The 26,619-nt window shown below is 68.2% G+C and carries 22 protein-coding genes; 14 read left to right on the forward strand and 8 right to left on the reverse strand.

What is annotated here, in order from left to right:
• Window positions 1-4: 4 nt before the first annotated feature.
• The gene (locus LGM56_RS25865; protein ID WP_089473787.1) at window positions 5-784 is read left to right on the forward strand and encodes an ABC transporter ATP-binding protein; all 780 of its coding nucleotides are present in this window, start codon (window positions 5-7) and stop codon (window positions 782-784) included.
• 54 nt (window positions 785-838) lie between these two features.
• On the opposite strand, the gene LGM56_RS25870 is transcribed toward LGM56_RS25865, so the two are convergent.
• Window positions 839-1,336 carry a GNAT family N-acetyltransferase gene (locus LGM56_RS25870; RefSeq protein WP_226207104.1) on the reverse strand — a complete coding sequence of 166 codons (498 nt, stop codon included), beginning with the start codon at window positions 1,334-1,336 and terminating at the stop codon, window positions 839-841.
• An 88-nt stretch (window positions 1,337-1,424) separates the two neighbouring features.
• On the opposite strand from LGM56_RS25870, the gene LGM56_RS25875 reads away from it, so the two are divergent.
• Window positions 1,425-2,396, forward strand: coding sequence for a LysR family transcriptional regulator (locus LGM56_RS25875; RefSeq protein WP_413226800.1), 972 nt, complete (start codon window positions 1,425-1,427; stop codon window positions 2,394-2,396).
• A 563-nt stretch (window positions 2,397-2,959) separates the two neighbouring features.
• A complete protein-coding gene (locus tag LGM56_RS25880) occupies window positions 2,960-4,039 on the forward strand; it encodes a porin (protein ID WP_089495411.1) in 1,080 nt (359 codons plus the stop codon).
• A 180-nt stretch (window positions 4,040-4,219) separates the two neighbouring features.
• On the opposite strand, the gene LGM56_RS25885 is transcribed toward LGM56_RS25880, so the two are convergent.
• Both LGM56_RS25885 and LGM56_RS25890 read right to left on the reverse strand, forming a co-directional pair.
• Window positions 4,220-4,558: a P-II family nitrogen regulator gene (locus LGM56_RS25885; protein ID WP_006398637.1), complete on the reverse strand. Its 339-nt coding sequence runs from the start codon at window positions 4,556-4,558 to the stop codon at window positions 4,220-4,222.
• An 83-nt stretch (window positions 4,559-4,641) separates the two neighbouring features.
• Window positions 4,642-6,348, reverse strand: a complete 1,707-nt coding sequence (locus LGM56_RS25890; protein WP_226207105.1) for an NAD+ synthase — start codon at window positions 6,346-6,348, stop codon at window positions 4,642-4,644.
• Window positions 6,349-6,458: 110 nt separating this feature from the next.
• Here LGM56_RS25890 and LGM56_RS25895 point away from each other — a divergent pair, with 110 nt between their 5' ends.
• The 3 genes from LGM56_RS25895 (at window position 6,459) to LGM56_RS25905 (ending at window position 9,784) form a co-directional block, all read left to right on the forward strand.
• A complete protein-coding gene (locus LGM56_RS25895) occupies window positions 6,459-7,637 on the forward strand; it encodes a GNAT family N-acetyltransferase (RefSeq protein WP_226207106.1) in 1,179 nt (392 codons plus the stop codon).
• Between the two features lie 229 nt (window positions 7,638-7,866).
• Window positions 7,867-8,901 carry a helix-turn-helix transcriptional regulator gene (locus tag LGM56_RS25900; RefSeq protein WP_226207107.1) on the forward strand — a complete coding sequence of 345 codons (1,035 nt, stop codon included), beginning with the start codon at window positions 7,867-7,869 and terminating at the stop codon, window positions 8,899-8,901.
• Between the two features lie 49 nt (window positions 8,902-8,950).
• Window positions 8,951-9,784 (forward strand): GIY-YIG nuclease family protein, encoded by an 834-nt coding sequence (locus tag LGM56_RS25905; RefSeq protein ID WP_226207108.1) that lies wholly within the window; start codon window positions 8,951-8,953, stop codon window positions 9,782-9,784.
• A gap of 54 nt (window positions 9,785-9,838) precedes the next feature.
• Here the strand turns inward: LGM56_RS25905 and ppa are convergent, their stop codons facing one another.
• On the reverse strand, window positions 9,839-10,366 hold the full coding sequence (ppa, locus tag LGM56_RS25910; protein WP_011352863.1) for an inorganic diphosphatase: 528 nt from the start codon (window positions 10,364-10,366) through the stop codon (window positions 9,839-9,841).
• A gap of 421 nt (window positions 10,367-10,787) precedes the next feature.
• Between ppa and LGM56_RS25915 the strand changes: the two genes are divergently transcribed.
• The 4 genes from LGM56_RS25915 to LGM56_RS25930 all read left to right on the forward strand — a co-directional run bounded on the left by LGM56_RS25915 (window position 10,788) and on the right by LGM56_RS25930 (window position 14,861).
• On the forward strand, window positions 10,788-12,227 hold the full coding sequence (locus LGM56_RS25915; RefSeq protein WP_226207109.1) for an aldehyde dehydrogenase family protein: 1,440 nt from the start codon (window positions 10,788-10,790) through the stop codon (window positions 12,225-12,227).
• Window positions 12,228-12,319: 92 nt separating this feature from the next.
• Window positions 12,320-13,078 (forward strand): SDR family oxidoreductase, encoded by a 759-nt coding sequence (locus tag LGM56_RS25920; protein WP_089431563.1) that lies wholly within the window; start codon window positions 12,320-12,322, stop codon window positions 13,076-13,078.
• Window positions 13,079-13,172: 94 nt separating this feature from the next.
• Window positions 13,173-14,477 (forward strand): MFS transporter, encoded by a 1,305-nt coding sequence (locus LGM56_RS25925; protein ID WP_226207110.1) that lies wholly within the window; start codon window positions 13,173-13,175, stop codon window positions 14,475-14,477.
• Window positions 14,478-14,495: 18 nt separating this feature from the next.
• Complete coding sequence (locus LGM56_RS25930) at window positions 14,496-14,861, forward strand: DUF4180 domain-containing protein (protein WP_226207111.1); 366 nt, start codon at window positions 14,496-14,498, stop codon at window positions 14,859-14,861.
• A 115-nt stretch (window positions 14,862-14,976) separates the two neighbouring features.
• On the opposite strand, the gene LGM56_RS25935 is transcribed toward LGM56_RS25930, so the two are convergent.
• The 3 genes from LGM56_RS25935 to hemC are packed head-to-tail and all read right to left on the reverse strand — an operon-like array spanning window position 14,977 to window position 19,141.
• Window positions 14,977-16,164, reverse strand: coding sequence for a heme biosynthesis protein HemY (locus LGM56_RS25935; RefSeq protein WP_089426083.1), 1,188 nt, complete (start codon window positions 16,162-16,164; stop codon window positions 14,977-14,979).
• 2 nt (window positions 16,165-16,166) lie between these two features.
• On the reverse strand, window positions 16,167-18,137 hold the full coding sequence (gene hemDX / locus LGM56_RS25940) for a fused uroporphyrinogen-III synthase HemD/membrane protein HemX (RefSeq protein ID WP_089495418.1): 1,971 nt from the start codon (window positions 18,135-18,137) through the stop codon (window positions 16,167-16,169).
• Window positions 18,137-19,141: a hydroxymethylbilane synthase gene (gene hemC / locus LGM56_RS25945; RefSeq protein ID WP_226207112.1), complete on the reverse strand. Its 1,005-nt coding sequence runs from the start codon at window positions 19,139-19,141 to the stop codon at window positions 18,137-18,139. Before hemC ends, hemDX begins: the two co-directional genes overlap by 1 nt.
• A 207-nt stretch (window positions 19,142-19,348) precedes the next feature.
• On the opposite strand from hemC, the gene ppc reads away from it, so the two are divergent.
• Complete coding sequence (ppc, locus tag LGM56_RS25950; RefSeq protein WP_226207113.1) at window positions 19,349-22,375, forward strand: phosphoenolpyruvate carboxylase; 3,027 nt, start codon at window positions 19,349-19,351, stop codon at window positions 22,373-22,375.
• 117 nt (window positions 22,376-22,492) lie between these two features.
• Here ppc and LGM56_RS25955 read toward each other — a convergent pair whose 3' ends face one another.
• Window positions 22,493-23,245 carry a class I SAM-dependent methyltransferase gene (locus LGM56_RS25955; RefSeq protein ID WP_226207114.1) on the reverse strand — a complete coding sequence of 251 codons (753 nt, stop codon included), beginning with the start codon at window positions 23,243-23,245 and terminating at the stop codon, window positions 22,493-22,495.
• Window positions 23,246-23,460: 215 nt separating this feature from the next.
• On the opposite strand from LGM56_RS25955, the gene LGM56_RS25960 reads away from it, so the two are divergent.
• The 3 genes from LGM56_RS25960 (at window position 23,461) to LGM56_RS25970 (ending at window position 26,594) form a co-directional block, all read left to right on the forward strand.
• On the forward strand, window positions 23,461-24,270 hold the full coding sequence (locus LGM56_RS25960; RefSeq protein ID WP_226207115.1) for a helix-turn-helix transcriptional regulator: 810 nt from the start codon (window positions 23,461-23,463) through the stop codon (window positions 24,268-24,270).
• A 136-nt stretch (window positions 24,271-24,406) separates the two neighbouring features.
• Entirely contained in the window at window positions 24,407-25,816 is a 1,410-nt protein-coding gene (gene argH / locus LGM56_RS25965) for an argininosuccinate lyase (protein WP_089431567.1), read from the forward strand.
• Window positions 25,817-25,910: 94 nt separating this feature from the next.
• Window positions 25,911-26,594, forward strand: a complete 684-nt coding sequence (locus LGM56_RS25970) for an HAD family hydrolase (protein WP_226207116.1) — start codon at window positions 25,911-25,913, stop codon at window positions 26,592-26,594.
• The last annotated feature ends 25 nt before the right edge of the window (window positions 26,595-26,619 follow it).

Genomic DNA, 26,619 nt, shown 5'->3' on the forward strand with positions numbered 1-26,619 from the left:
TATGATGAATTCCCAGACTCAGAAGCTTTTCGTCGACGATCTGCACAAGCGGTACGGCGACAACGAGGTGCTCAAGGGCGTGTCGCTGAAGGCGAACTCGGGCGACGTGATCAGCGTGATCGGCTCGTCCGGCTCCGGCAAGAGCACGATGCTTCGCTGCATCAACTTCCTCGAGCAGCCGAACGCGGGCCGCATCTTCGTCGACGGCGAGGAAGTGCGCACCGCGCTCGACAAGACGGGCGCGCTGCGCGCGGCCGATACGAAACAGCTGCAGCGCGTGCGCACCAAGCTGTCGATGGTGTTCCAGCACTTCAACCTCTGGTCGCACATGAACGTGATCGAGAACGTGATGGAAGCGCCGGTGAACGTGCTCGGCATCCCGAAGAAGGAAGCCGAGGAACGTGCGCGCACGTATCTCGAGAAGGTCGGCCTCGCGCCGCGCGTCGAGAAGCAGTATCCGTCGCACCTGTCGGGCGGCCAGCAGCAGCGCGTGGCGATTGCACGCGCGCTGGCGATGCATCCGGACGTGATGCTGTTCGACGAGCCGACCTCGGCGCTCGACCCGGAACTCGTCGGTGAAGTGCTGAAGGTGATGCAGAAGCTGGCCGAGGAAGGCCGCACGATGATCGTCGTCACGCACGAGATGGGGTTCGCGCGCAACGTGTCGAACCACGTGATGTTCCTGCACCAGGGCCGCGTCGAGGAAGAAGGCGTGCCGTCCGAGGTGTTCGCCAACCCGAAGAGCGAACGCCTGCGCGGGTTCCTGTCGGGCAGCCTCAAGTAACGCACGCTGCATGAGCGGGCGCCCGCGGTTCGCCGCGCGGCGCCCGTTTTGCGTTTACGCGGCGCTCACCGGCGCGCTGTCGGCGAACTCGCGCAGTTCGTCACCCGCGAGCCGGTAGCGCACCCATTCGCTCTGCGGCGCCGCGCCGACGCTCTCGTAGAAGCGGATCGCCGGCTCGTTCCAGTCGAGCACGCTCCACTCGAAACGCCCGCAGCCCGACTCGACCGCGATCCGTGCGAGCGCCTTCAGGAGCCGCAGCCCGGCGCCCGCGCCGCGAAAGCGTGGCGACACGTAAAGATCCTCGAGATACAGCCCCTGCCGGGCCAGCCACGTCGAATACGAGAAGAAATAGACGGCGAAGCCGGCCGGCTCGCCGTCGGCCTCGCACATCAGCGCGCGCGCCGGCGATCCCTCGCCGAACAGGCTGCGCTCGAGCGACGCGGGCGTCGCGATCACTTCGTGTTCCGCCTTCTCGTAGATGGCCAGCTCGGTGATGAAACGCAGGATTTGCGGCACGTCGGCGACGGTGGCGGAACGGATGTCGATTTGCACGGGTTGAGCCCTCCTCCGGCCCTGGCTGGTAACGGGAAACGATGCCGCGCAGCCGCGCTGGCACCCATCAGAGCATCATGCTACGTTCATGCAGCCCCTGCAGGAAGTGCAGTTTCTTCATTCGTACCTGAACATGATGCATCCCGATCTGCGCCGCCTCGACCTGAACCTGCCGCTCGTGTTCGATGCGCTGTACCGCCACCGGTCCGTCGCCGCGGCCGCGCACGAGCTCGCGTTGAGCCCGTCCGCGCTGAGCCACGCGCTCGCGCGGCTGCGCGACGCGATCGGCGACGCGCTGTTCGTGCGCCTCGGCAACGAGATGCAGCCGACCGTGCGCGCCGACGACATCGCCACCTGGGCCGGCGACGCGCTCGACACGATGTCGAAGGGGCTCGCCCGCGCACGCCGCTTCGATCCCGCGCAAAGCGACCGCACGTTCGTGTTCGCGGCGACCGACTACACGGCATTCGCCGTGCTGCCGGCGTTTCTTGCCCGCATCCAGCATGTCGCGCCGCAATTGCGGATCCGCGTCGTGCATTCCGACCGGAAGATCTCCGTCGACGAGCTCGCGGCCGGCCGCATCGATTTCGCACTCGGCTACCACGAGGAATCGGCGGCCGACGCGCCGGGCATCGAGGACTTCGACTGGTTCTCCGACGACTACGTCGTGATCGCGAGCGCCACGCATCCGGAGATTCGCCGGCGGCTGACGCTCGACCAGTACCTGGCGGCACGCCACGTGGTCGTCACGCCGTGGAACGAGTCGCGCGGTGTCGTCGACCATGTGCTCGACCGGCTCGGCCTCGCGCGGCAGGTCGCCGTGCAGTTGCCGACGGTGCTGGCCGCGCCGTTCGTGATCGCGGAATCCGCGCTGCTGATGACCGTGCCGAACCGCGCCGCGCAGGCGTTGCGGCACGCGGCGCCGATCCGCCTCTTTCCGGCGCCGTTCGAGATTCCGCGCTACACCGTGAAGGTCTACTCGCACGCGAAGCATGCGCGCACCGACGCGCATCGCTGGATTCGCGCGCAGTTGCTCGACGCGAGGCCGGCCGCTGCCTGACCGACACAGGTTGGTACCTCGCGCCGGGCGTTGCCGGACAAGCGTTTCAGGCACCCGCAGGCCCTCTCCGGCAGCCGTCCGTTCATTACGAAATACTTACCAATTTCTCGCATCCGACGCTTACGCCTGTGCCCCCCGCAGCGTCAATAGTGGCAATCCTTGACCCCCGTTTGCAAAACTCGTGTCTCCCTTGCGGGACAAGGGTTTTCCGTTAATTGCAAACCCTTGGCACCCCGGTTGCCCACCGTGTTGCATGGCAATTTGGCGACACGTGTTAGTCAAACAACGATTTCCATCGCCACAAAATTGTATTTTTGCTAAATTAGTAACCAAAGTAGCAAAACGAAGTTCGTGAAATGTAGTTTAGCTTCACGACACTACAAGGAGACCCCGCAGGCCGACCCGGCTGCGCGGGAACGCTCAACGGTTTTCCGTCCGCTTGCCCGCGTGCTGCGCTTACCGGCCCTGCACGAGGTCTCCCTGGTTATCCCGCTTTTGCCCGGCGCTCGCGCTCCGGGCATCTCGTGCAGTCTGGGTTGACTTTTTGACAGGGTATGGAGGAGATGATGAAGAAAGCTTTGGTCGCGGCCGCGCTGATGGCTGCTGGGGTGGTGACGGCGCACGCGCAGAGCAGCGTCACGCTGTATGGCCGCCTGGATGCCGGCATCGAGTACCTGAACGGCCTGCAAAACGGCCACCAAGTGCGCGCGGAAAGCGGCGACTGGGGCACCAGCCTCTGGGGCTTGAAGGGCACCGAGGACATCGGCGGCGGCAACAAGATCCTGTTCCACCTCGAAGGCGCGTTCAACACGATGACGGGCGGCTTCAGCGGCTCGATCTGGGATCGTTTCGCGACCGTCGGTATCTCCAACGACCGCTACGGTACGCTGCTGTTGGGTCGCGAGCTCGCGATCGCCAACGGCGTGTGGGACTTCGACCCGTTCGGCCAGTCGGCCTGGTCGACGGCCTCGCTGGTGCGCGGCCGCAACTGGAACAAGACCAGCAACAACGTGTCGTACCAGTCGCCGTCGCTCTACGGCCTCGACTTCTACGGCCAGTTCTCGTTCTCGAACTCGACCAGCTTCAACGGCAACACGACGGCCGGCCAACCGGGCCGTGCAATGGGCGGTCAGGTCACCTACACGAACTCGCTGTTCCAGTTGCGCGGCATCTACGACGAAACGCGCGACAGCAACGGCCGCTTCTCGGACGTGTTCAACTACTCGCGTGAATACTTCGCGGGCGTGAACGTGTTCCTCGGCCAGTTCAAGGTGCAAGCGGCCTACCAGGCATCGCGCGCGGACGGCAGCGGCGGCCCGGCAGTGAACGCCGGCGTGACGGGCACCCAGCAGGTCTGGGGCGGCGTGACCTGGCAGGCAACGCCGGCAGCGGCGCTGATCGCGGCCGTGTATCACGTGAACGCGAACCACGGCGGCGGCAACGCGAACATCTACACGATCGGCGGTTCGTACAACATCTCGAAGCGCACGCTGTTCGACCTGCAGGCTGCGACGGTGCGCAACAGCTCGTCGGCCAACTTCGGTCTGAACGCGAACGGTGCAGGCACCGCCGTGTCGACCGGCAACCCGCATCCGGGCGGCAGCCAGACCGGCGTCTACGCCGGTATCCAGCACCTGTTCTGATCAGGCGCCGTTCTCAAAGAATCGATTCAACGACGTTTTCCACGCTGCTGCGAGAGGCGCGTATCGGTGCGGTACCCAACCGGGTATCGCACCGTTTTTTATTGGGCGGCGGGTTCTTGCGACCCGTGGCCCGATCGGCCGAAGCGGCCGGGAAGCGATCAAATGGCGCGGACGCGGCGCTCAGACGGCCGCTTCGTTCTCTTCGCCGGTGCGGATGCGGATCACGCGCTCGACATCCGACACGAAGATCTTGCCGTCGCCGATCTTGCCGGTGCGGGCCGCGCCGATCACCGCGTCGATCACCTGGTCGACCTGCGCTTCCGCGACGACCACCTCGATCTTCATCTTCGGCAGGAAGTCGACGACGTATTCGGCGCCGCGATACAGCTCGGTATGGCCCTTCTGGCGGCCGAAGCCCTTCACTTCCGTCACGGTCAGGCCCGTGAGACCCACTTCGGCGAGCGCTTCGCGAACTTCGTCCAGCTTGAACGGCTTGATGATGGCAGTGATGCGTTTCATGGTGGTTGTCCCCCAATGCTCGTTTGGATGCAAAATCGCGACCCCGATTGTAAGCCTGCGAGCCGCACGCGGCCCAGCACCGCTCAATCGAGACGTTCGGTAAACCGTGACGTGATCGGGTAGCGCCAGTCGCGCCCGAACGCGCGATGCGTGACGCGAATGCCGATCGGCGCCTGGCGGCGCTTGTATTCGTTGATCTTGATGAGCCGCGTCACGCGTTCGACGTCGGCCTGCGCGTAACCGGCCGCGACGATCTCGGCGAGCGGCCGGTCCTCTTCCATGTACATCCGCATGATCGCGTCGAGCACGTCGTACGGCGGCAGGCTGTCCTGGTCGGTCTGGTTCTCGCGCAGCTCGGCCGACGGCGCGCGCGTGAGGATCCGCTCCGGGATCACGTCGCGCAGCGGGTAGTCGGCCGTTTCGTTGCGATAGCGGCACAACCGGTACACGAGCGTCTTCGCGATGTCCTTGATCACCGCGAACCCGCCGGCCATGTCGCCGTACAGCGTGCAGTAGCCGACCGCCATCTCGCTCTTGTTGCCGGTCGTCAGCACGATCGAGCCGAACTTGTTCGACAGCGCCATCAGCAGCGTGCCGCGAATGCGCGCCTGGATGTTCTCCTCCGTCGCGTCTTCCGCGCGGCCCGCGAACTCGCCCGCGAGCGATGCGCGGAACGCATCGAACATCGGCGCGATCGCGATCTCGTCGTAGCGCACGCCGACGCGCCGCGCCATCTCCGCCGCATCGGTGGTCGAGATGTCGGCCGTGAAGCGCGACGGCATCATCACCGCGCGCACGCGCTCCGGCCCGAGCGCATCGCATGCGACGGCCAGCACCAGCGCCGAATCGACGCCGCCCGACAGCCCGATCAGCACGCCCGGAAACCCGTTCTTGCCGATGTAGTCGCGCACGCCGGTCACGAGCGCGCGATACACCTGCGCGTGCGTCGACAGCTCGGGCGCGATCGCGCCCGGCAGCGGCCGCGCGCCGTCGAATTCGACGATCGCGTGCCCCTCGACGAACTGCGGCATCTTCGCGACGAGCGCGCCCTGCGCGTCGAGCACGAACGAGCCGCCGTCGAACACGAGTTCGTCCTGGCCGCCGACGAGGTTCACGTACACCATCGGCAGCCCGGTTTCGCGAATCCGTGCGCGCAGGATGTCGAAGCGCACCGCTTCCTTGTTCATGTGGTACGGCGAGCCGTTCGGGATCAGCAGTACCTGCGCGCCGGCCGCCTTTGCGATCTGCGCGGCCGACGCGTGCCACGCATCCTCGCAGATGATCACGCCGTATTTCACGCCGTTCAGCTCGAACACGAGCGGCTCGGCGTCGGTCGCGAAGTAGCGCTTCTCGTCGAACACCTCGGCGTTCGGCAGATCCTGCTTGCGGTAGGTGCCGACGATCTCGCCGCCGACGATCAGGGAAACCGCGTTATAGGTATCGGTGGGCGGCACGCCGCGCTCGATCGGGCGGTTTGCATTACCATCGACGGCTGGCGCGTGCGCGCCTTCGCCCATGCCGCGCAGCGGATGGCCGACCAGCACCGCGAGCCCGTCGAATGCCTTCAGCGCGTCGGCGAGCGCGTCGAGTGCCGAGGCCGCCGCCGCGTAGAACGCGGGCCGCAGCAGCAGATCTTCCGGCGGATAGCCGGACAGCGCGAGTTCCGGCGCGACCATCAGCTGCGCACCATCGTTGTGCGCAGCGCGGGCGGCCGCGACGATTCGCGCGACGTTGCCGGCGAAGTCGCCGACGGTGACGTTGATCTGGGCGAGAGCGAGTCGGGTCTTCATGGCGGGATCGGCGCAGCCCGGCGGCGCGCCCTGAACGGCTGACGAAATCGTCCCGGTGCGGGCCGTGCAGGCCCGCGCATCCGGCGACACAGAACGGTACGGATTCACGCTTGAAACACGAACGCATCGATTATCGCACGGGCATCCTGTCGTCCCCCGCGGAGGTGCCGGCCGAAGAATGGAACGCGCTGCTCGCCCGCGACGCGCAGCCGACACCCTTCCTGCGCCACGAATTCCTCGCCGCGCTGCACGTCGCGCGCTGCGCGGTCGACGATACCGGCTGGTCGCCGCACTTCGTCACGCTGACCGACGAGCGCACCGGCCGCCTCGCGGCCGCCGCGCCGGTGTACGCGAAACAGCATTCGTACGGCGAATACGTGTTCGACTGGGCGTGGGCCGACGCGTACCAGCGCAACGACCTGCCCTACTACCCGAAGCTGCTGTGCGCGGTGCCGTTCACGCCCGTGCAGGGCACGCGCCTGCTCGCGGCCGACGACGACGCGCGCCGCCGGCTCGCGGCCACGCTGCTCGCGTTCGCCGAGCAGAGCGACGTGTCGTCGCTGCACGTGCTGTTTCCGACCGGCGACGAAGCGGCGCTTCTCGAATCGATGGGGATGATGCTGCGCGAAGGCGTGCAGTTCCACTGGATCAACGGCGGCTACCGCCACTTCGACGATTTCCTCGGCACGCTCGAGCAGAAGAAGCGCAAGAACATCCGTGCCGAACGGCGCAAGGTGCACGACGCGGGCGTGACGTTCCGGCGGCTCACCGGCGACCAGATCACCGACGCCGACTGGCGTTTCTTCTCGCGCTGCTACCGGCAGACCTATCGCGAACACTATTCCAGCCCGTACCTGAATCTCGACTTCTTCCGCACGATCGGCGCGACGATGCCGGAGAACCTGCTGCTCGTGATCGCGGAAGCCGGCGGGCAGCCGATCGCGAGTGCGCTCGCCGTCTACCGGCGCGGCGAAAACGGCGGCGGCACGCTGTACGGCCGCTATTGGGGCGCGCTCGAACACGTGCCCTGCCTGCATTTCGAAACGGCCTACTACCAGTTGCTCGAATTCTGCATCGAGGCCGGACTCGATACGTTCGAAGGCGGCGCACAGGGCGAACACAAGCTCGCGCGCGGCTTCCTGCCGACCGTCACGCACTCCGCGCACTGGCTCGCACACCCGGCGTTCTCGGACGCGGTCGCACGCTTTCTCGAACGCGAGACCGAGCATATCCACGCGTACGTCGACGAACTGCGCGAACACGATCCGTTCCGGCGCGGCGGCGCGTAACGTCATCAAGGGCCCCGGCATGCGACGAAGCCACGGGCGCCCACGCGACGCAATCGTCGAACCCCGGAACAGCGAAGTTTTCGTTGATCCGCCCGAATCGATCTGTTGTACTTGTCATCCCACTCCAGCGTCCCAGTTCAAAAAAAATCGACCGGTCACCATGCTTGACCGGCAGGAGCCGTACCTGACCTCTCGCAGCGGGGGCAACCCGAAGGTCATGGAGAGAGACATGGAGTTACGACAGAAATCGGTATCCGTCCGGGTTTACCGACAGGCGCTCGACGACATGCGCCGCAACGGCTTCGACATCGCGCCGCTGTATACGACGCTCGGCATCGGCGCGGCCGATCTCGCCGACGACGCGCGGCGGATCCCCGGCGATCGGCACGTCGCCGCGATGCGGCTGATGAGCGACTGGCCGTTGTCCTGGCATCGGCCGCCGCCGCAGGTCGTGCCGTGGCTCGCGCCATTCCCCGAGCTCGCGGGCATCACCTGCAACGCCGCGACGCTGCGCGACGCGCTGCACGGCTACCTGCGCTACCGCGAACTGATCGGCAACGTCGACTGGCTTTTCGCGCATGAGACGGGCAGCGCGATCGCACTCGAGTACGTGAACGAGGGTGACGGCCGGCCCGCCAGCAGCGCGTTCGCGAATTTCGCGATCCTCGTCGCGCTCGCGCGTCTGTACGATCCGCACGTGCGGGTCGACGAAGCCGCGTTCGCGGGGCGCGCGTTCGCGCCGACGGCCGCATTGCGCGATCTCCTCGGCGCGGCGGTGTCGTTCGATGCCGCATGCAACCGCGTCGTGCTGCGCTCCGCGCGCTTCGACACGCCGTTCGAGTGCTACAACGCGCCGCTCGCGGACATCCAGCGTCATGCGGCCGACGCCGCGCGCGAGCGCGTGCGCGCCCGCTCGACGTTCGGCGCGTCGGTCGAGCAATGCGTGCGCGACTGGCTGCGCACGTCCGACGACGCCGACGTGCCGTCCGACACGCTGATGGAGCACGTCTGCGCGCGCTTCGCGATGTCGCGCTGGACACTGCGCCGGCGGCTGCATCGCGAAGCGGTCGGGTTTCACGCGCTCGTCGCGCAGGCACGGCTCGGTGAAGCGCGCGACCTGCTGCTGAATACGCAACTGCCGATCGGCGAGATCGGCGCGCGGGTCGGCTTCCGTTCGACGAGCGCGTTCACGCGCTTCTTCACGCGCGAACTCGGCGCGGCGCCGAGCCGCTTTCGCGACGGGCACGGCGAGCGGTGGCGTTGACGAGCGCTTTTTCTGAGACACTGGCGGCTTCGTATCCTGCCGCCCTGCCATGTCCTGGTTTCTGTATCTGATCGAATGCGCCGACGACAGCGTCTATACGGGCATCACGACCGACGTTGCCGCGCGCTTCGACGAGCACGCATCCGGCAAGGGCGCGCGCTATACGCGCTCGCGCAAGCCGCGTGCGGTGCTCGCGTCGTTTCCACTGCCCGACCGGTCGAGCGCGTCGCGCGCCGAGTACTGGGTGAAGCAGCTCACGGCGGTGCAGAAGCGGGAACTGGCGGCCGGGTTGCGGACGCTGGAGTCGGTACTGCCGGCCGTCGTGGCCGTCGATACGAGCGGTGACGCGGCCGGGTTGAAGGCCGGTGCGCGCGGGCGGAAGAAGGCGAAGAACGTCGACCGTGCGGAACAGACGGTCGAGACGGGCAAAAGCCCGAAGAAGCCCGGAAAAGCCGGGAAAGCCGGGAAAGCCGAAAAGGTCGACAAGCCTGCAGAAGCCAAAGCCCCCAAGCCTCCCACGGCGACAAAAGCCGCCCCGGTCGCAAAGCGCAAGAAGCCCGAAAGCGATGGGGTCGCAAAAAAGACTTCGTCGCGCGACACACCGGTAAAAAAGGACAAGCCGGCCGCACGCGCTTCGTCGAAAGCAAAGGCGCCTGCAGCCAGCGGCAAACTCGTCACGAACGGACGCGAAGATGCCGCGCCCGCCTCGGGTCGCCGCCGCCCGGCGGCTACCGAAGCCGCCGATGCGCCAGCGGCTCCCGTTGTCCCTCGCCGCGCGAAGCGCACGAAGGAAGCGCCGTCCACCGCCCCGTCGCCGGCGGCCGTACCCGCCGCCGTACGCAAGCGGCCCCAACGCACAAAACAAAACCGCGCGGCCTCCTGAGGAGACACGCGCGGTTGGCGTTTCGCACGAACCGGCCGTCGGCCGGTACGCCGCTTACTTCTTGTAGTTCGCTGCGCCGTCGGTGATTTCCTTGTGCGCGGCTTCGATGCCGGCCCAGCCTTCGACCTTCACCCACTTGCCCTTCTCGAGCGCCTTGTATTGCTCGAAGAAGTGCTTGATCTGGTCCTTCAGGTACTCGGGCACGTCGTCGATCGACTTCAGGTTGGCCGTCATCGGGCAGACCTTGTCGTGCGGCACGGCGACCAGCTTCGCGTCGACGCCCGACTCGTCGGTCATCTGCAGCATGCCGAGCACGCGCGAGCGCACGATCGAGCCTGCCAGCAGCGGGAACGGCGTGATCACGAGCACGTCGACCGGATCGCCATCGCCCGACAGCGTCTGCGGGATGTAGCCGTAGTTCACCGGATAGCGCATGCCCGTGCCGATGAAGCGGTCGACGACGAGAAGGCCCAGTTCCTTGTCCGCCTCGTACTTCACCGGATCGCTTTGCGCGGGAATCTCGATGATCACGTTGAAATCTTGCGGCAGGTCCTTGCCGGCCGGAACATGATTGAAGCTCATGAGCACTCTCTGTAGGTCGATGGGAATTCGGGACAGGGCGCCGCGGCCGATGCATCGCCGCAGGCGCCCCGCAAGGGAATGCGCCATTATAGCCAATCGACCGGTGGCGTCCGGATGACGATCGGCCGATAATCGTTCCGGATGCACGGCCGTTGAATCATTGGCCGTGATACGTGGAATCGGTGTCGGTGGTGGAAGCGCTGTCGCCGGCCGACCGCGAGGCATGGGGCTCGGGTGGGCGCTGAAGTGCTAACTCGGGGCGACCCCGAAGCATGGGGCTCGGGTAAGCGCTGAAGCGCCAACTCGGGTCGACCGCGAAGCATGGGGCTCGGGTGAGCGCTGAAGCGCCAACTCGGGTCGACCGCGAAGCATGGGACCCGAGTAAGCGCTGAAGCGCTAACTCGGGTCGACAGGAGCTGGCATGGAAGAGGCGAAGCACTTCATCGCGGGCGAATGGACGTTGCCCGCGCAACTGGAAACCATCGCGGTCGTCGATCCGTCCGACGGCCAGCCGTTCGCGTCGATCGCCCGCGGCACGGCGCCCGACATCGAGCGCGCGGTCGCCGCGGCCCGCGACGCATTCGCGGGCCCGTGGGGCGCCGCCAGCGCCGCCGAGCGCGGCCGCGTGCTGATGCGCCTGTCGGCGCGTGTCGCCGCCTCGATCGAGGAACTCGCCGCGATCGAAGCGCGCGACACCGGCAAGCCGCTGAAACAGGCACGCGCCGACGCAGCCGCGCTCTCGCGCTACTTCGAGTTCTACGCAGGCGCCGCCGACAAGCTGCACGGCGAAACCCTCCCCTATCAAGCCGGCTACACGGTGCTGACGGTGCGCGAGCCGCACGGCGTCACGGGCCACATCGTGCCGTGGAACTACCCGATGCAGATCTTCGGGCGCAGCGTCGGCGCCGCGCTCGCGGCCGGCAACGCCTGTGTCGTCAAGCCGGCCGAGGATGCGTGCCTGTCGTTGCTGCGCGTCGCCGAGCTGGCCATCGAGGCCGGGGTGCCGGCCGGTGCGCTGAACATCGTCACCGGCTACGGCCATGAAGCCGGCGCCGCGCTCGCACGCCATCCCGGCATCGACCACATCTCGTTCACGGGATCGCCGGCCACCGGCAAGCTGGTCACGCAGATGGCGGCCGAGAACCACGTACCCGTCACACTCGAACTCGGCGGCAAGTCGCCGCAGATCGTGTTCGCCGACGCCGATCTCGAAGCGGCGCTGCCCGTGCTCGTGTCCGCGATCGTGCAGAACGGCGGGCAGACCTGTTCGGCCGGCAGCCGCGTGCTGATCGAGCGCGCGGTGTACGAGCCGCTCCTCGAGCGCCTCGCCACCGCGTTCAACGGGCTGCGCGTCGGCCCGAGCCGCGCCGACCTCGACTGCGGCCCGCTGATCAACGCGAAACAGCAGCAGCGCGTGTGGGATTTCCTGTCCGATGCGCAGCACGACGGCATTCCGATGGCCGCGCACGGGCAGGTCGTCGCCGACGCGCCCGAAAGCGGCTTCTACCAGGCGCCCGCGCTGCTGCGCGACGTGCCGCCGTCGCACCGGCTCGCACAGGAGGAGGTGTTCGGCCCCGTGCTCGCCGCGATGCGTTTCGTCGACGAGGACGAAGCCGTCGCACTGGCGAACGGCACGCCGTACGGCCTCGTCGCGGGCATCTGGACGCGCGACGGCGCGCGCCAGATGCGTCTTGCGCGGCGCCTGCGCGCGGGACAGGTGTTCATCAACAACTACGGCGCGGGCGGCGGCGTCGAGCTGCCGTTCGGCGGCGTCGGCCACTCGGGGCATGGCCGCGAGAAAGGCTTCGAGGCACTGTACGGCTTCACCACGCTGAAGACGATCGCGATCCGGCACGGCTGACCGCGCCGCATGCAGCACCTGGCACGCGGCCGGCAGCACCCGGCCGCGTGCCGAAGCACGACGACACTCATATCCAGCACAGGAGACACACCATGCGGTTGAGCGGCAAGACGGCAATCGTCACGGGCGGCGGCTCGGGATTCGGCGAAGGCATCGCGAAGACCTATGCGCGCGAAGGCGCGAACGTCGTCGTCAACGACCTGAATGGCGCGGCAGCCGAGCGCGTCGCGAGCGAGATCGCGCTCGCGGGCGGCAAAGCCATCGCGGTGGCCGGCGACGTGTCGAGGCAGGACGACTGGCACGCGCTGCTGCAAGCCTCGCTCGACGATTTCCATGCGGTGCAGATCGTCGTGAACAACGCCGGCACCACGCACCGCAACAAGCCGGTGCTCGACGTGACGGAAGCCGAATTCGACCGCGTGTACGCGGTCAACATGAAGAGCCTGTTCTGGTGCGTGCAGACCTTCGTGCCGTACTTTCGCGAACAGGGCGGCGGCGTGTTCGTGAACGTCGCGTCGACGGCCGGCGTGCGGCCGCGGCCCGGCCTCGTCTGGTACAACAGCACGAAGGGCGCGATGATTACCGCAAGCAAGTCGCTCGCGGCCGAACTCGGCGCCGACCGCATCCGCGTGAACTGCATCAACCCCGTGCTCGGCGAAACGGCGTTGATGACCGAATTCATGGGCTGCGAGGATACCCCCGAGAACCGCAGCCGGTTCCTCGCGACGATCCCGCTCGGCCGCTTCTCGACGCCGCAGGACATCGCGAACGCCGCGCTTTACCTTGCCTCCGACGAAGCTGAATTCATCACGGGCGTTTGTCTCGAAGTTGACGGCGGACGCTGCATCTAGCCGCACCGGGCTGTTCGCGCACCGCGCCGGGTTTCGCCGGCCGGCACGGCATCCACGCATTGCCTCGCACGAAACCATAAGGACAGGAGACAACATGGCAACATCGACGCAGTCGCTGCCGGGCTCGTCCGGCGCATTCGAGGAAGCAACCTACCGCAAGGTGTCGTGGCGGCTCGTGCCGCTCCTGCTGCTGTGCTACGTGGTCGCGTATCTCGACCGCGTGAACGTCGGGTTCGCGAAGCTGCAGATGGCGAGCGACCTGAACCTCAGCGACACCGTCTACGGGCTCGGCGCCGGGATCTTCTTCTTCGGCTACTTCCTCTTCGAAGTGCCGAGCAACATCATCCTGCACAGGGTCGGCGCGCGCGTGTGGATCGCGCGGATCATGGCGACGTGGGGCGTCATCTCGATCCTGACGATGTTCGTCACGACGCCCACGATGTTCTATGTGATGCGCTTCCTGCTCGGCGTCGCCGAGGCCGGCTTCTTCCCCGGCGTGATCCTCTACCTCACCTACTGGTATCCCGCACACCGGCGCGGCCGGATGACGACGTTCTTCATGACCGCCGTCGCGCTGTCCGGCGTGATCGGCGGGCCGCTCTCGGGCTTCATCCTGAAGACGTTCGACGGCATCAGCGGGTGGCACGGCTGGCAATGGCTGTTCCTGCTCGAGGGTATCCCGTCGGTGCTGGTCGGCGTGATCGTGTTCCTCAAGCTGGACGAGCGGATCGAGAAGGCGAACTGGCTGACCGACGACGAAAAGGCGCTGCTCACGCGCAACGTCGCTGCTGAAGAGGCCACCAAGGAAGACCCGCCGCTCGGCGCCGTGATGGCGAGCCCGCGCGTGTGGCTGATGGCGTCGATCTACTTCTCGTTCGTGATGGGGCTCTACGGTGTCGGCTTCTGGCTGCCGACCATCATCAAGGCGACGGGCGTGACCGACACGTTCATGATCGGCCTGCTGTCGGCGATTCCGTATGCGGCTGCCGTGGTCGCGATGATCCTGATCGCACGCAGCGCGGACCGGCACCGCGAGCGCCGCTGGCACGTCGCGATTCCGGCCGCGATCGGCGCGCTCGGGCTCGTGCTGTCGGTGATCTGGGCGCACCAGACCGCGCTCGCGATGCTCGGCCTCACGCTCGCGACGATCGGCATCCTGACGACGCTGCCGCTGTTCTGGAGCCTGCCGACCGCGTTCCTCGGCGGCACGGCGGCCGCGGCCGGCATCGCGATGATCAACTCGATCGGCAACCTCGCCGGCTTCCTCAGCCCGTACATGATGGGCTGGCTCAAGCAGGCAACGGGCGCCAACGATTCGGGCATGTACATGCTCGCCGGGTTCCTCGTGCTCGGCGGGCTGCTGGCGCTGTCGGTGCCGAAGCGGCTGGTCGACAAGTAACGCAGGGAGCCCACCCGCATGCACCACCGAATCGTCCAGGCGGCCGGCCACCGTGTGCTGGTCCGCGATCCCGCCGCTGGCCCGGTTCAGCGCGAAAGCGATGCGCTCGACCTCGTCGCCCTCGCGCACGAGCACGAAGCCGACTGGATCGCGGTGCCCGCCAACGCGCTGCACGACGACTTCTACCGGCTCGACAGCGGGCTGGCAGGCGCCGTGCTGCAGAAACTCGTCAACTACGGCGTCCGGCTCGGCGTGGTCGGCGATATCGACCACCGGCTCGCGCGCAGCGAAGCGCTTCGCGCGCTCGTACGCGAGTCCAATCGCGGGCAATCGGTGTGGTTCGTCGCCCGCGAGGACGACCTGCTGCGCAAGCTCGGCGCGTGACGTGTCGTCCGGGCCCACCCCGGACGAAAAAAAGCCCCGAATGCCGGAAAGGCCTTCGGGGCTTTTTGCGCGGGGTGTACGAGCCGCCTGCAGCAGGCGGCCCGAGTGGCCGGCATCAGACCACGGTAATCGCCAGCGCGCTTTCGCGGTAATGCTTCGCAGCCTTGTCGGTTTCGCCGAGATGCTCGAACAGCCGCGCGAGCGCGCGATGCGCACGCACCTTCAGCGCCTCGTTGTCGGCCAGCTTCAGTGCCGATTCCAGGAACGACTGCGCCTTGCCCCACAGCTGCTGCTGCTGGCACAGGCGACCGAGCGCGAACAGCAGGTCGGCATCCTCCGGGTGATCCTTCTTCCACCCTTCCGCCTTCTGGATCAGCGGCAGCGCATCGGCGCCGGCCGTATCCGGGTAACGGCGCAGCAGGCGCGCATCCCAGTTGTGCGCGAGCGCGTCCTCGACGATGCGGCGCGCTTCGTTGCGGCGCTCGAGCGGGACGAGCAGATCGGCGGCGAGATCGGCAAGACGCGGCGACTGGCGCTCGGCCGGCGACAGCGACTGCCACACCTCGAGCAGCGCGTCCGGGTCGTGCCGGCGTTCGCGCAGCAGGTTTTCCGCGGCCTGCTGGCGCAGCCGCACGGCCGCCGCCGGATGCAGCGCCTCGCGCTTCTCGAGCGCTTTCGCGAGCTTCAGCACCTCGGCCCAGTTCTTCAACTGCTGCTGCGCGCGCAGCGCGACCTGTTGCGCATGGATGCGCTTGCCGCCCGCCTGCAGGTCGGCCAGCGCGGCAAGCGCGCCGTCGGCATCACGCGCATCCGCGCGCATGTCGGCCGCGGCGAGCAGCCGTGCATCCTGCCATTCCGGCGCGTCGACCTTCGACAGCCAGTCGTCGCGGCGCGTGTACTCGTGCATCCGGTGCGCGGCGGTGGCCCCGACGAGACTCGCGGCGCCCAGGTTCGCATCGACCGACAGCGCTTCACGCGCGGCCTTCTCCGCGCGCGAGAAGCGGCCCGCATACAGGTTCGCGATCGCGTCGCGCAGCGATGCCTGTGCCTTCTCGTTGCGCGAGCGCGCCCGATACGCGGCGACCCGCTGCGGCATGCGCCAGATGTTGCGCACGATGCGCAGCAGCGCATACACGACGATGAACAGCACGACGATGGCGATCACGAACAGGTTCAGCGACACGTCGATCCGGTACGGCGGATAGACGAGCAGTACCTGCCCCGCGTCAAAACGGCCGACGGTGGCGAGCGCCGCGGCGATCGCGAACAGGACCGCGAGCCAGACGATTCCTCGAAGCGTCATCGTTACCCCCGGCTCTTGAACTGCTGAACGGCGTTCAGGCTCGTGTTCAGGTTCGGCACCGCAACCGTCAGCGATGCGCCGTCAACCTGCTTGAGCAGATCCTCGACGGTCTGCGTGTCCTTCGATGCCTGGTCGAAATACTTCCCGAGCGACGCCTGTGCGGCGTGCAGGTCGGCCTTCATCGCGCCGTCGTTGCGCGCGAGCAGCGACAGGCGGGCGGTCAGCAGGCGCAGCTTCACGTTCTCGCGCACGAAGTAGCCCTGGTCGGGCGACGCGAGCATCGCGTCCGCGTTGTCGATGCGGCGCACCTGCACGAGCCCCTTCAACTGCTGGCCGAGGCCGGCCGAGAAGTCGTGCCACCACACCTTCCAGCGCGGCTCGCCGGCCACGGCCGACGACGCGGTGTCGGCCGGCGCGGCCTTCGGCGCCTCGTGGGGGACGATCGCCTCGCCGGACAGCGGCAGCGCGTCGATCTTCGCGATCGCATCGTCGAGCTTGATCGCCAGACCCGTGAGGTCGGCCGCCGGCGCGGCCTTCAGCTTCTCGATGTCCAGCGCGAGCGCCTTGCGGACCGTGACGGCCTGCGCGCTCTGCGACGTGGCGAGGCGCGCGTCGGCGTTCTGCAGCGCGATCAGCGCGAGCTGCGTGTTGCCGGTCAACTGAAGCTGCTGGCTCGCGCTCGACAGCATCTGGTCGACCTCCTCGAGCATCCACGCGTCGCGGTTGCGCGACAGGTCCTGGTATTGCTGCTGCAGCGCCTGCTGCGCGCTCTGCGCGTCGGCGAGCTTGCCGTCGAGCTGCGCAAGCTGCGTGTCGACCTGGTGCGTGCTCGCGAGCGCCTGCTCGGTCTTCATGCGCGTCTCGGCCGTCTGCGCGTCGAGCGCCTTCTGGCGCGTGACGAACGTGCCGTCGAGCCGGTCGATCTTGCGGTTCAGCGCGTAGCCGCCGACGCCCGCCGCGCAGCCGAGCACGACGACGACGAACCACAGCACCGCGCTGCCGCCACGGCGCGCGGGCGGTTCGGCGCCCATGTAGGCGGGGCGGGACGGCGGTGCGGATGCAGCGGCCGGCTGGGAAGCGACGCTTTTGGAATCGTTGGTATCTGTCATGCGTTTAGTCACCGGTGCGGCTGTCGCCGGTTGGACGGCCTCCTCGGCCATCGTTCGAAACGCGCGGACGATGCGCTCATCGCCCGCGCCGGTCAGCGTAATCCTATCAAAACCCAATGAACGCGCGGTCTGCTCGATCCGCGGATGCGGCGTCACGAGCGGCGCGTGCTTCAGCGCGTCGATCTCGGCATCGTTCAGGTGCGCCCGCGCGAGTTCGTGCAGGTTGCGCACGCCTTCCGAGCTCGTGACGAGCCATGCATGCGGTTCGCCGTGGAGCAGCGCATGCACGCGCTCCCACGCGCCGACGCGCGGCTCGGGCACGACGCGCCGGTAGGCGGCGACGAGCGTGACGTCCGCGCCGGCCTCGCGCAATCGTTCGGCGAGCCATTCGCGACCGCCGTCGCCGCGCACGATCAGCACGCGCTTGCCCGCCAGCGCCTGCGCGCCGCCGAACGCGGCCTCGATGCACGCGAACAGGCTTTCCGAATCGTAATGGGGTACGCCGCCGTCGGCCGGCGCCTGCGGCGCGATCACGCGATGCGCGGGCGCCGCGATGCCGTGACGCTCGAGCGCCGCGACGCTGCCGGGCCCGACCACGCCGACCGGCAGCGCGTTCGGCCAGATCGCGCCGTACTGCGCGAGCGCGCGGTCGATCGCGTTCGGCGAGACGAAAATCACCAGCGCGTAGTCGGCGAGCGCCGCGAATGCCGCGTCGAGCGGCGCGGGATCGTCGACCGGCGCGATGTCGATCAACGGGAATTCGAGCACGTCGCAGCCGGCCTCGGCCAGTTGCGACGCCAGCGCGCCGGACTGGCCGTCCGGGCGCGTCAGGACAGCGGTGAACGCGCGCGCGCCGCCCGCCATCAGGCGTCGCCCTTGCCGGCGGCCTGCGAGCCCGCGAGCAGCGCCCGGACGATGTCGAGCGCGCCTTGCGCCTCGAGCTCGTCGGACACGGCGCGGCCGAGCGCGAGCGCATCGGCGACGGTCATGACTGCCCCGCACTCCTCGGCCGTCAGCACGCGCTTGCCGTCGGTCGTCGACACACGGCCCGTCAGGTACAGTTCGCCCGCGCGCCACACCGCGTGCGCGGCGAGCGGCACCTCGCAGCTGCCGCCGAGCGCGCGCGACACCATCCGCTCGGCCTCGACCGCGAGCGCGGTCTGCGGGTCGTGCAGCGGTGCGAGCCATGCGGCGACGTCGTCGCGGTGCGATGCGATCTCGATGCCGAGCGCGCCCTGGCCCGCGGCGGGCGGGCTCGCCTCGACGTCGAGCAGCGCGCGGATCCGCGCTTCGAGGCCGAGGCGCTTCAGGCCGGCGGCCGCGAGGATGATCGCCGCGTAGTCGCCGCGATCGAGCTTCGCGAGGCGCGTGTCGAGGTTGCCGCGCAGCGGCAGCACGTCCAGGTGCGGGTAGCGCGAGCGCAGCATCGCCTCGCGGCGCAGGCTCGACGTACCGACCACGGCGCCGGCCGGCAGCGCGTCGAGCGACGCGTAGTCGTTCGACACGAATGCATCGCGCGGGTCCTCGCGTTCCATGATCGCGGCGAGCGAGAAGCCGTCGGGCAGCGCCATCGGCACGTCCTTCAGCGAATGCACGGCGAGATCGGCGCGGCCGTCGGCCAGCGCGGCCTCCAGTTCCTTCACGAACAGACCCTTACCGCCGACTTTCGACAGCGTGCGATCGAGAATCTGGTCGCCGCGCGTCGTCATCCCGAGGATTTTCACCTCACAAGCTGGATATAATTTGCGCAGCGCATCACGCACATGTTCGGCTTGCCACATCGCCAGGCGGCTTTCGCGCGAAGCAATCGTCAACGTCGCGGGCGACTGTGCCTGTTGCGGCCCGGCCGCGGGGGTCTCGGAATTCATTGCTGGAACATCGAAGGACGGGATTGAAGATCGAACAATGGTAGCACGCACGCCCTTGCCCGCCCGGGCCTGGAGCCTGCGCCCGGCCTGCCGCCGAGCGGGTCGCGGCGCCGATGCGCGGATGTGCCGCACGTAGCTGGTTGCTTGACCGCAGTTTCGCAGTTTCCGCAGTTCCTTTTGACTCGAGCTTTCCCAAGGAAACCCATCGTGAAGTCTTCCGGATCGGCGCGTACGGCGCGCCGCAATGCTGCCCTGCCCTCCTCCGACGCCTCGACGGACACCGTCGCCACCGCCGCGAACGGCCGTGCGAAAACGGCAACGAAACCGAAAGACCCGATACGTCAGACAAAACGCGCGACGAAAGCCGCCGGCCCGGCTGCCCGCACCGCGGCCCGCACGGCCGCCGCGCCGAAGTCCGGCACGCGCACGCGCGACGACAAGGACGGCCCGCTGTTCGAAGACATCCGCTTCCTCGGCCGCCTGCTCGGCGACGTCGTGCGCGAGCAGGAAGGCGACACCGTGTTTGACGTCGTCGAGACGATCCGCCAGACCGCGGTCAAGTTCCGCCGCGAGGACGACAGCGAAGCCGCGCAGACGCTCGAGAAGAAGCTGCGCAAGCTGACGCCGGAGCAGACGGTGAGCGTCGTGCGCGCGTTCAGCTATTTCTCGCACCTCGCGAACATCGCGGAAGACCGCCACCACAACCGCCGCCGCCGCATCCATGCGCTCGCCGGCTCCGCGTCGCAGCCCGGCACCGTCGCGTACGCGCTCGAACAACTGAAGACGACCGGCAACGCGTCGAAGCGCCTGCTGCAGCGCTTCTTCGACGATGCGCTGATCGTGCCGGTGCTGACCGCGCACCCGACCGAGGTGCAGCGCAAGAGCATCCTCGACGCCCAGCACGACATCGCGCGCCTGCTCGCCGAACGCGACCAGGAACTGACGAGCCGCGAGCGCCAGCACAACGAAGCGATGCTGCGCGCGCGCGTCACCGCGCTGTGGCAGACCCGCATGCTGCGCGACTCGCGCCTGACGGTCGGCGACGAGATCGAGAACGCGCTGTCGTACTACCGCGCGACGTTCCTCGACGAACTGCCCGCGCTGTACGGCGACATCGAGGCCGCGCTCGCCGAGCACGGCCTGTCCGCGCGCGTACCCGCGTTCTTCCAGATGGGCAGCTGGATCGGCGGCGACCGCGACGGCAACCCGAACGTGACCGCGCCGACGCTCGACGAAGCGATCAACCGCCAGGCCGCGGTGATCCTCGAGCACTATCTGGAACAGGTGCACAAGCTCGGCGCCGAGCTGTCGGTGTCGAACCTGCTCGTCGGCGCGAACGACGCCGTGAAGGCGCTCGCGGCAGCTTCGCCCGACCAGTCGCCGCACCGCGTGGACGAACCGTATCGCCGCGCGCTGATCGGCATCTACACGCGCCTCGCCGCCAGCGCGCGCGTGCGTCTCGGCGAAGGCACGGTGCCGGTGCGCAGCGCGGGCCGCGGCGCGCCGCCCGTGCGTGCGATCCCGTACGCGGATTCCGAAGCGTTCGTCGCCGACCTGAAGGTGCTGACCGCGTCGCTCGACGAACATCACGGCACGTCGCTCGCCGCGCCGCGCCTCGCGCCTCTGGTGCGCGCGGCCGAAGTGTTCGGCTTCCATCTCGCGAGCATCGACCTGCGCCAGAGCTCCGACATCCACGAAGCCGTGGTCGCCGAACTGTTCGCCCGCGCGGGCGTCGAGGCCGACTACGCGGCGCTCGCCGAGGAAGACAAGCTGCGCGTGCTGCTCGCGGCGCTCGCCGATCCGCGTCCGCTGCGCTCGCCGTATTTCGAATACTCGGCGCTCGCGCAAAGCGAGCTCGGCGTGTTCGAGAAGGCGCGCGAAGTCCGCGCGCAATTCGGCGCACGCGCGGTACGCAACTACATCATTTCGCATACGGAAACCGTCAGCGACCTCGTCGAAGTGCTGCTGCTGCAAAAAGAGACGGGCCTGCTCGAAGGCGCGCTCGGCGTCTCGGGCGGCGATGCGAAGAACAGCCTGATGGTGATCCCGCTGTTCGAGACGATTCCCGACCTGCGCGACGCCGCGCGGATCATGCGCGAGTACTTCGCACTGCCGGGCATCGACGCGCTGATCGCCCACCAGGGCGCCGAGCAGGAAGTGATGCTCGGCTATTCGGACAGCAACAAGGACGGCGGCTTCCTCACGTCGAACTGGGAGCTGTATCGCGCGGAGCTCGCGCTCGTCGACCTGTTCCGCGACCGCAAGATCACGCTGCGCCTGTTCCACGGCCGCGGCGGCACGGTCGGCCGCGGCGGCGGCCCGACCTACCAGGCGATCCTGTCGCAGCCGCCGGGCACCGTGAACGGCCAGATTCGCCTGACCGAACAGGGCGAGGTGATCGCGAGCAAGTTCGCGAACCCGGAGATCGGCCGCCGGAACCTCGAGACGGTCGTCGCCGCGACGCTCGAAGCGACGCTCCTGCCGCAGAACAACGCGCCCGCGCTGTTGCCGGCGTTCGAGGCCGCGATGCAGACGCTGTCCGATTCGGCGATGGCCGCGTACCGCGCGCTCGTCTATGAAACGCCGGGCTTCACCGACTACTTCTTCTCGTCGACGCCGATCACCGAGATCGCCGAGCTGAACATCGGCAGCCGCCCGGCGTCGCGCAAGCTGCAGGATCCGAAGCAGCGCAAGATCGAGGACCTGCGCGCGATTCCGTGGGGCTTCTCGTGGGGCCAGTGCCGGCTGCTGCTGACGGGCTGGTACGGCTTCGGCAGCGCGGTGAGCGCGTATCTCGACGGCGCGCAGGACGACGCCGAGCGCACGAAGCGTGTCGCGCTGCTGAAGAAGATGAACAAGACCTGGCCGTTCTTCTCGAACCTGCTGTCGAACATGGACATGGTGCTCGCGAAGACCGACCTCGCGGTCGCGTCGCGCTACGCGCAGCTCGTTTCCGATCGCAAGCTGCGCAAGCACGTGTTCGAGCGGATCGTCGCGGAATGGGAGCGCACGTCGCAGGCGCTGGCGGAAATCACCGGGCACGAAGGCCGCCTCGCGACCAACCCGCTGCTCGCGCGCTCGATCAAGAACCGCTTCCCGTATCTCGATCCGCTGAACCACCTGCAGGTCGAGCTGATCAAGCGCCACCGCGCGGGCGACACGAACGCGCGGCTGCGCCGCGGGATTCACCTGACGATCAACGGGATCGCGGCCGGCCTGCGCAACACGGGCTGATCCGCCTGCGGCGCGGCATAATTCCGCACCGACTGACGTCTTGAAAGCCGCGATACGCGATGATGCGTATCGCGGCTTTTTCATGCGCGGGCGAAACCCTGCCGGTGCACCTCGCGCTCAGTGCGCGTCGAGCAGCAACGCGTCGTGTTCGAACGACCCGTCTGGCTGCACCGCGTAGTAGCCGCGCACCTCGTCCGGTGCATGCGCCCACAGCGCGCGGATACCGGTGACGCTGTCGGCCGGCGTGCGGATGCGCGCGACCCACGTATCGAAATCGATCGGCAGCCGCCAGCGGCTGTGCACGTGCGCGTCGAAGCCGGCTTCGCGGAACATCACGAGCCATTCGTCCGCCCGGTAGTCGCGCACGTGCGACGCATCGCGCAGCACCTCCGCGGCCTGCAGGTACGTATCGAGAAGCGGATGGTCGTTGCCGGCGATATCGATCATCAACACGCGGCCGCCCGGTTTCAGCACGCGGCGCACCTCGGCGAGCGCCGCGCGCATGTCGTGCCAGTGGTGCGCGCTCATCCGGCTCACGACCCAGTCGAACGTCGCCGTGTCGAACGGCAGTTGCTCGGCCGGCCCCTGCTGCGTACGGATGTTCGCGAGCCCGCGTTCGCGCGCGGCGGCGTCGACGGTCGCGAGCATCTGCGCGGCGAGATCGTAGGCGACCACGTCGCGCACGTGCGGCGCGACCGCGAAGCTCGCATGGCCGGCGCCGCAGCCGAGATCGAGCACCGCGGCATCGGGCGTCGCGCGCACCGTGTCCGCGAGCGTCTGCAGATCGGCACCCGTCGCGTGGACCGTGCTCGTCAGATAGGCGGCGGCCGTCGTGCCGAATGCGTCGGCGACCTGGTCGTGGTGTTTCATCGTTCGCTCCTTTGTACCGTTGCCGGTGCGACAGACGCCTCAGCCTCTGCTCCGGCCCCATGCAACGCGTTTTGTGGGACGCGCGCTGCCCTGCCAGCGCGCGAGCCGCTACAATAGGCCTGCGTTTGTACCAGTACAAGTTAAGCAGTTATTCTGGTATTCGATACACCTGCCTGACCGTTGCCGCGCCCCCGTTTCCACTTCGCCGTTTCCGCATGAACCACCCGTCCTCCGCTCCCGTCCCGCCGCTCGACGCCTCGCCCGCCCGCGCACTCGGCGAATTCATCCGCGCCCACCGCGAGCGGCTGTCGCCGCAGGCCGTCGGCCTGCCGCCCGGCCCGCGCCGCCGCACGCCGGGGCTGCGGCGCGAGGAAGTCGCGCAACTGTGCGGCGTCAGCCCGACCTGGTACACGTGGATCGAACAGGGCCGCCCGGTGTCGGCGTCGGCCGACGCGCTCGCGCGGATCGCCGTCGCGCTGCAACTGTCGAAGGCCGAACGCGCCTACCTGTTCGAGCTAGCCGCGCAGCGCGACCCGGCCGAGCCCGACGTCGCGGCCGGCGACCTGCCGCCGACGCTCGCCGCGACCGTCACGGCCATCGCGACGCCCGCGTACGTGCTCGACCGGCAATGGAACGCCCTCGCCTGGAATGCGCCGGCCGCCACGCTCTTTTCCGGCTGGCTCGACGGCGAGCACGACCGCAACCTGCTGCGCTTCACGTTCATGTCGCCGGCCGCGCGCACGCTGATCGTCGACTGGGAAACCCGCGCGCGGCGGCTCGCGGCCGAATTCCGCGCCGATTCGATCCGTCACCTGACCGATGCGCCCACGCGCGCACTGATCGACGCGTTGACCGCCGGCAGCGACGCTTTCGCGCAGTACTGGGCATCGCAGGACGTATTCGAACGCGAAGGCGGCCTGCGCGAATTCGACCATCCGGCCGACGGCCGCCTCGTGTACCAGCAGATCACGCTGAAGCCCGCGCACCGCGAGGACCTGAAGCTGGTCGTGCTGGTGCGCGACTGAACGGGCCGGCCCGCGCCGGCCACGGTCGGCAGGCCGCCGCGAACGGCCGCGCACCGCGGCGGGCAGGCCCGCGAATGTTAGAATCGCGGGATTCCTCGGCGGCGCACGCCGCTCAATCTCCCTTCGAAGAATCGCCATGACGTCCCAACTGCACAAAAAGGGCGAGGCCTGGTCGGCCCGCTTCTCGGAACCGATGTCCGAGCTGGTCAAGCGCTACACGTCGTCGGTATTTTTCGACAAGCGCCTCGCGCTCGTCGACATCGCCGGCTCGCTCGCGCACGCGAACATGCTCGCCGCGCAGAAGATCATCAGCGCCGACGACCTGGCCGCGATCGAACGCGGGATGACGCAGATCAAGGGTGAAATCGAGCGCGGCGAATTCGAATGGCAGCTCGACCTGGAAGACGTTCACCTGAACATCGAGGCGCGCCTGACCGCGCTGATCGGCGACGCCGGCAAGCGCCTGCACACGGGCCGCTCGCGTAACGACCAGGTCGCGACCGACATCCGCCTGTGGCTGCGCGGCGAGATCGACCGCATCGGCGGCCTGCTGAACGACCTGCGCGGCGCGTTGCTCGACCTCGCGGAACAGAACGCCGACACGATCATGCCGGGCTTCACGCACCTGCAGGTCGCCCAGCCCGTCACGTTCGGCCACCACCTGCTCGCATACGTCGAGATGTTCTCGCGCGACGCGGAGCGCATGCGCGACTGCCGCACCCGCGTGAACCGCCTGCCGCTCGGCGCGGCCGCGCTCGCCGGTACGAGCTATCCGATCGATCGTCACGCGGTGGCGAAGACGCTCGGCTTCGACGGCATCTGCGCGAACTCGCTCGACGCGGTGTCGGATCGCGACTTCGCGATCGAATTCACGGCGGCTTCCGCGCTCGTGATGACGCACGTGTCGCGCTTCTCCGAAGAACTCGTGCTGTGGATGAGCCCGCGCGTCGGCTTCATCGACATCGCCGACCGCTTCTGCACCGGCAGCTCGATCATGCCGCAGAAGAAGAACCCGGACGTGCCCGAGCTCGCGCGCGGCAAGACGGGCCGCGTGAACGGCCACCTGATGGCGCTGCTGACGCTGATGAAGGGCCAGCCGCTCGCGTACAACAAGGACAACCAGGAAGACAAGGAACCGCTGTTCGACACGGTCGACACCGTCGCCGACACGCTGCGGATCTTCGCCGAGATGGTGGCCGGCATCACCGTGAAGCCGGACGCGATGCGCGCGGCCGCGCTGCAGGGCTTCTCGACCGCCACCGACCTCGCCGACTACCTCGTGAAGCGCGGCCTGCCGTTCCGCGATGCGCACGAAGCCGTCGCGCACGCCGTGAAGATCTGCGACGACCGCGGCATCGACCTGGCCGACCTGACGCTCGACGAGATGAAGCAGGAACTGCCGAACGTCGCGCACCTGATCGGCGAAGACGTGTTCGGCTACCTGACGCTCGAGGGCTCGGTCGCGAGCCGCAACCACCCGGGCGGCACCGCGCCCGACCAGGTGCGTGCGGCGGTCAAGGCGGCGCGCGCCGCGCTCGGCCAGTAAGCCTGCCGTTCCGGACGGACGCCCTCGGCGTCCGTTTTTCATTCGGGCGGCCGTCGCGCCGCCCATCGCCTTCCCTGCTTCCCGAATGCCGCCGATGACCTTTTCCGCCGCGCTCTTCGACATGGACGGCCTGCTCGTCGATTCCGAGCGGACCATCATGAACACGTGGATCGACGTGTCGAATGCGCACGGCGTCACGCTGACCGCCACCGACTACCTGCAGATCGTCGGCCGCTCGTTCGCCGAAGGCCAGGTCATCCTGGCGCGGCTGATCGGCAACCCCGATACGTTCGACGCGGTGCGCATCCGCGTGCGCGAGCAGCTCGCGGCGCCCGAACCGCACCCGAAGTTTCCGCTGAAGCCGGGCGCGTTGGCGCTGCTCGACGCGCTCGCGCAAGCCGGCATTCCGTGCGCGGTCGCGTCGTCGTCCGCGTGCGAGGTCATCCGCGTGCGGCTCGACGCGGTCGGCGTGCTGCCGTTCTTCCGCGCGATCGCGGGCGGCGACGAAGTCGCGCGCGGCAAGCCCGACCCGGCCGTCTACCGGCTCGCGGCCGAACGCCTCGGCGTGCCGGCCCACGCCTGCGTCGCGTTCGAGGACAGCGACTTCGGCGCGCAATCGGCCGCCGGCGCGGGTGCATCGGTCATTACCGTGCCCGACCTGAAGGCGCCGACGCCCGAAATCGTCGCGCTGAGCCTGCACGTGCTCGCGTCGCTCGACGATGCGGTCGCGCTCGTGCCGTCGTGGTTCGGCAAGCTCGATACGCAACGGCCCGCCTGAATCACGGCCGCCAAATGAAAAACGG

It is taken from the genome of Burkholderia sp. AU38729, from assembly GCF_020419725.1.
In the GTDB taxonomy this organism is placed as follows: Bacteria; Pseudomonadota; Gammaproteobacteria; order Burkholderiales; family Burkholderiaceae; genus Burkholderia.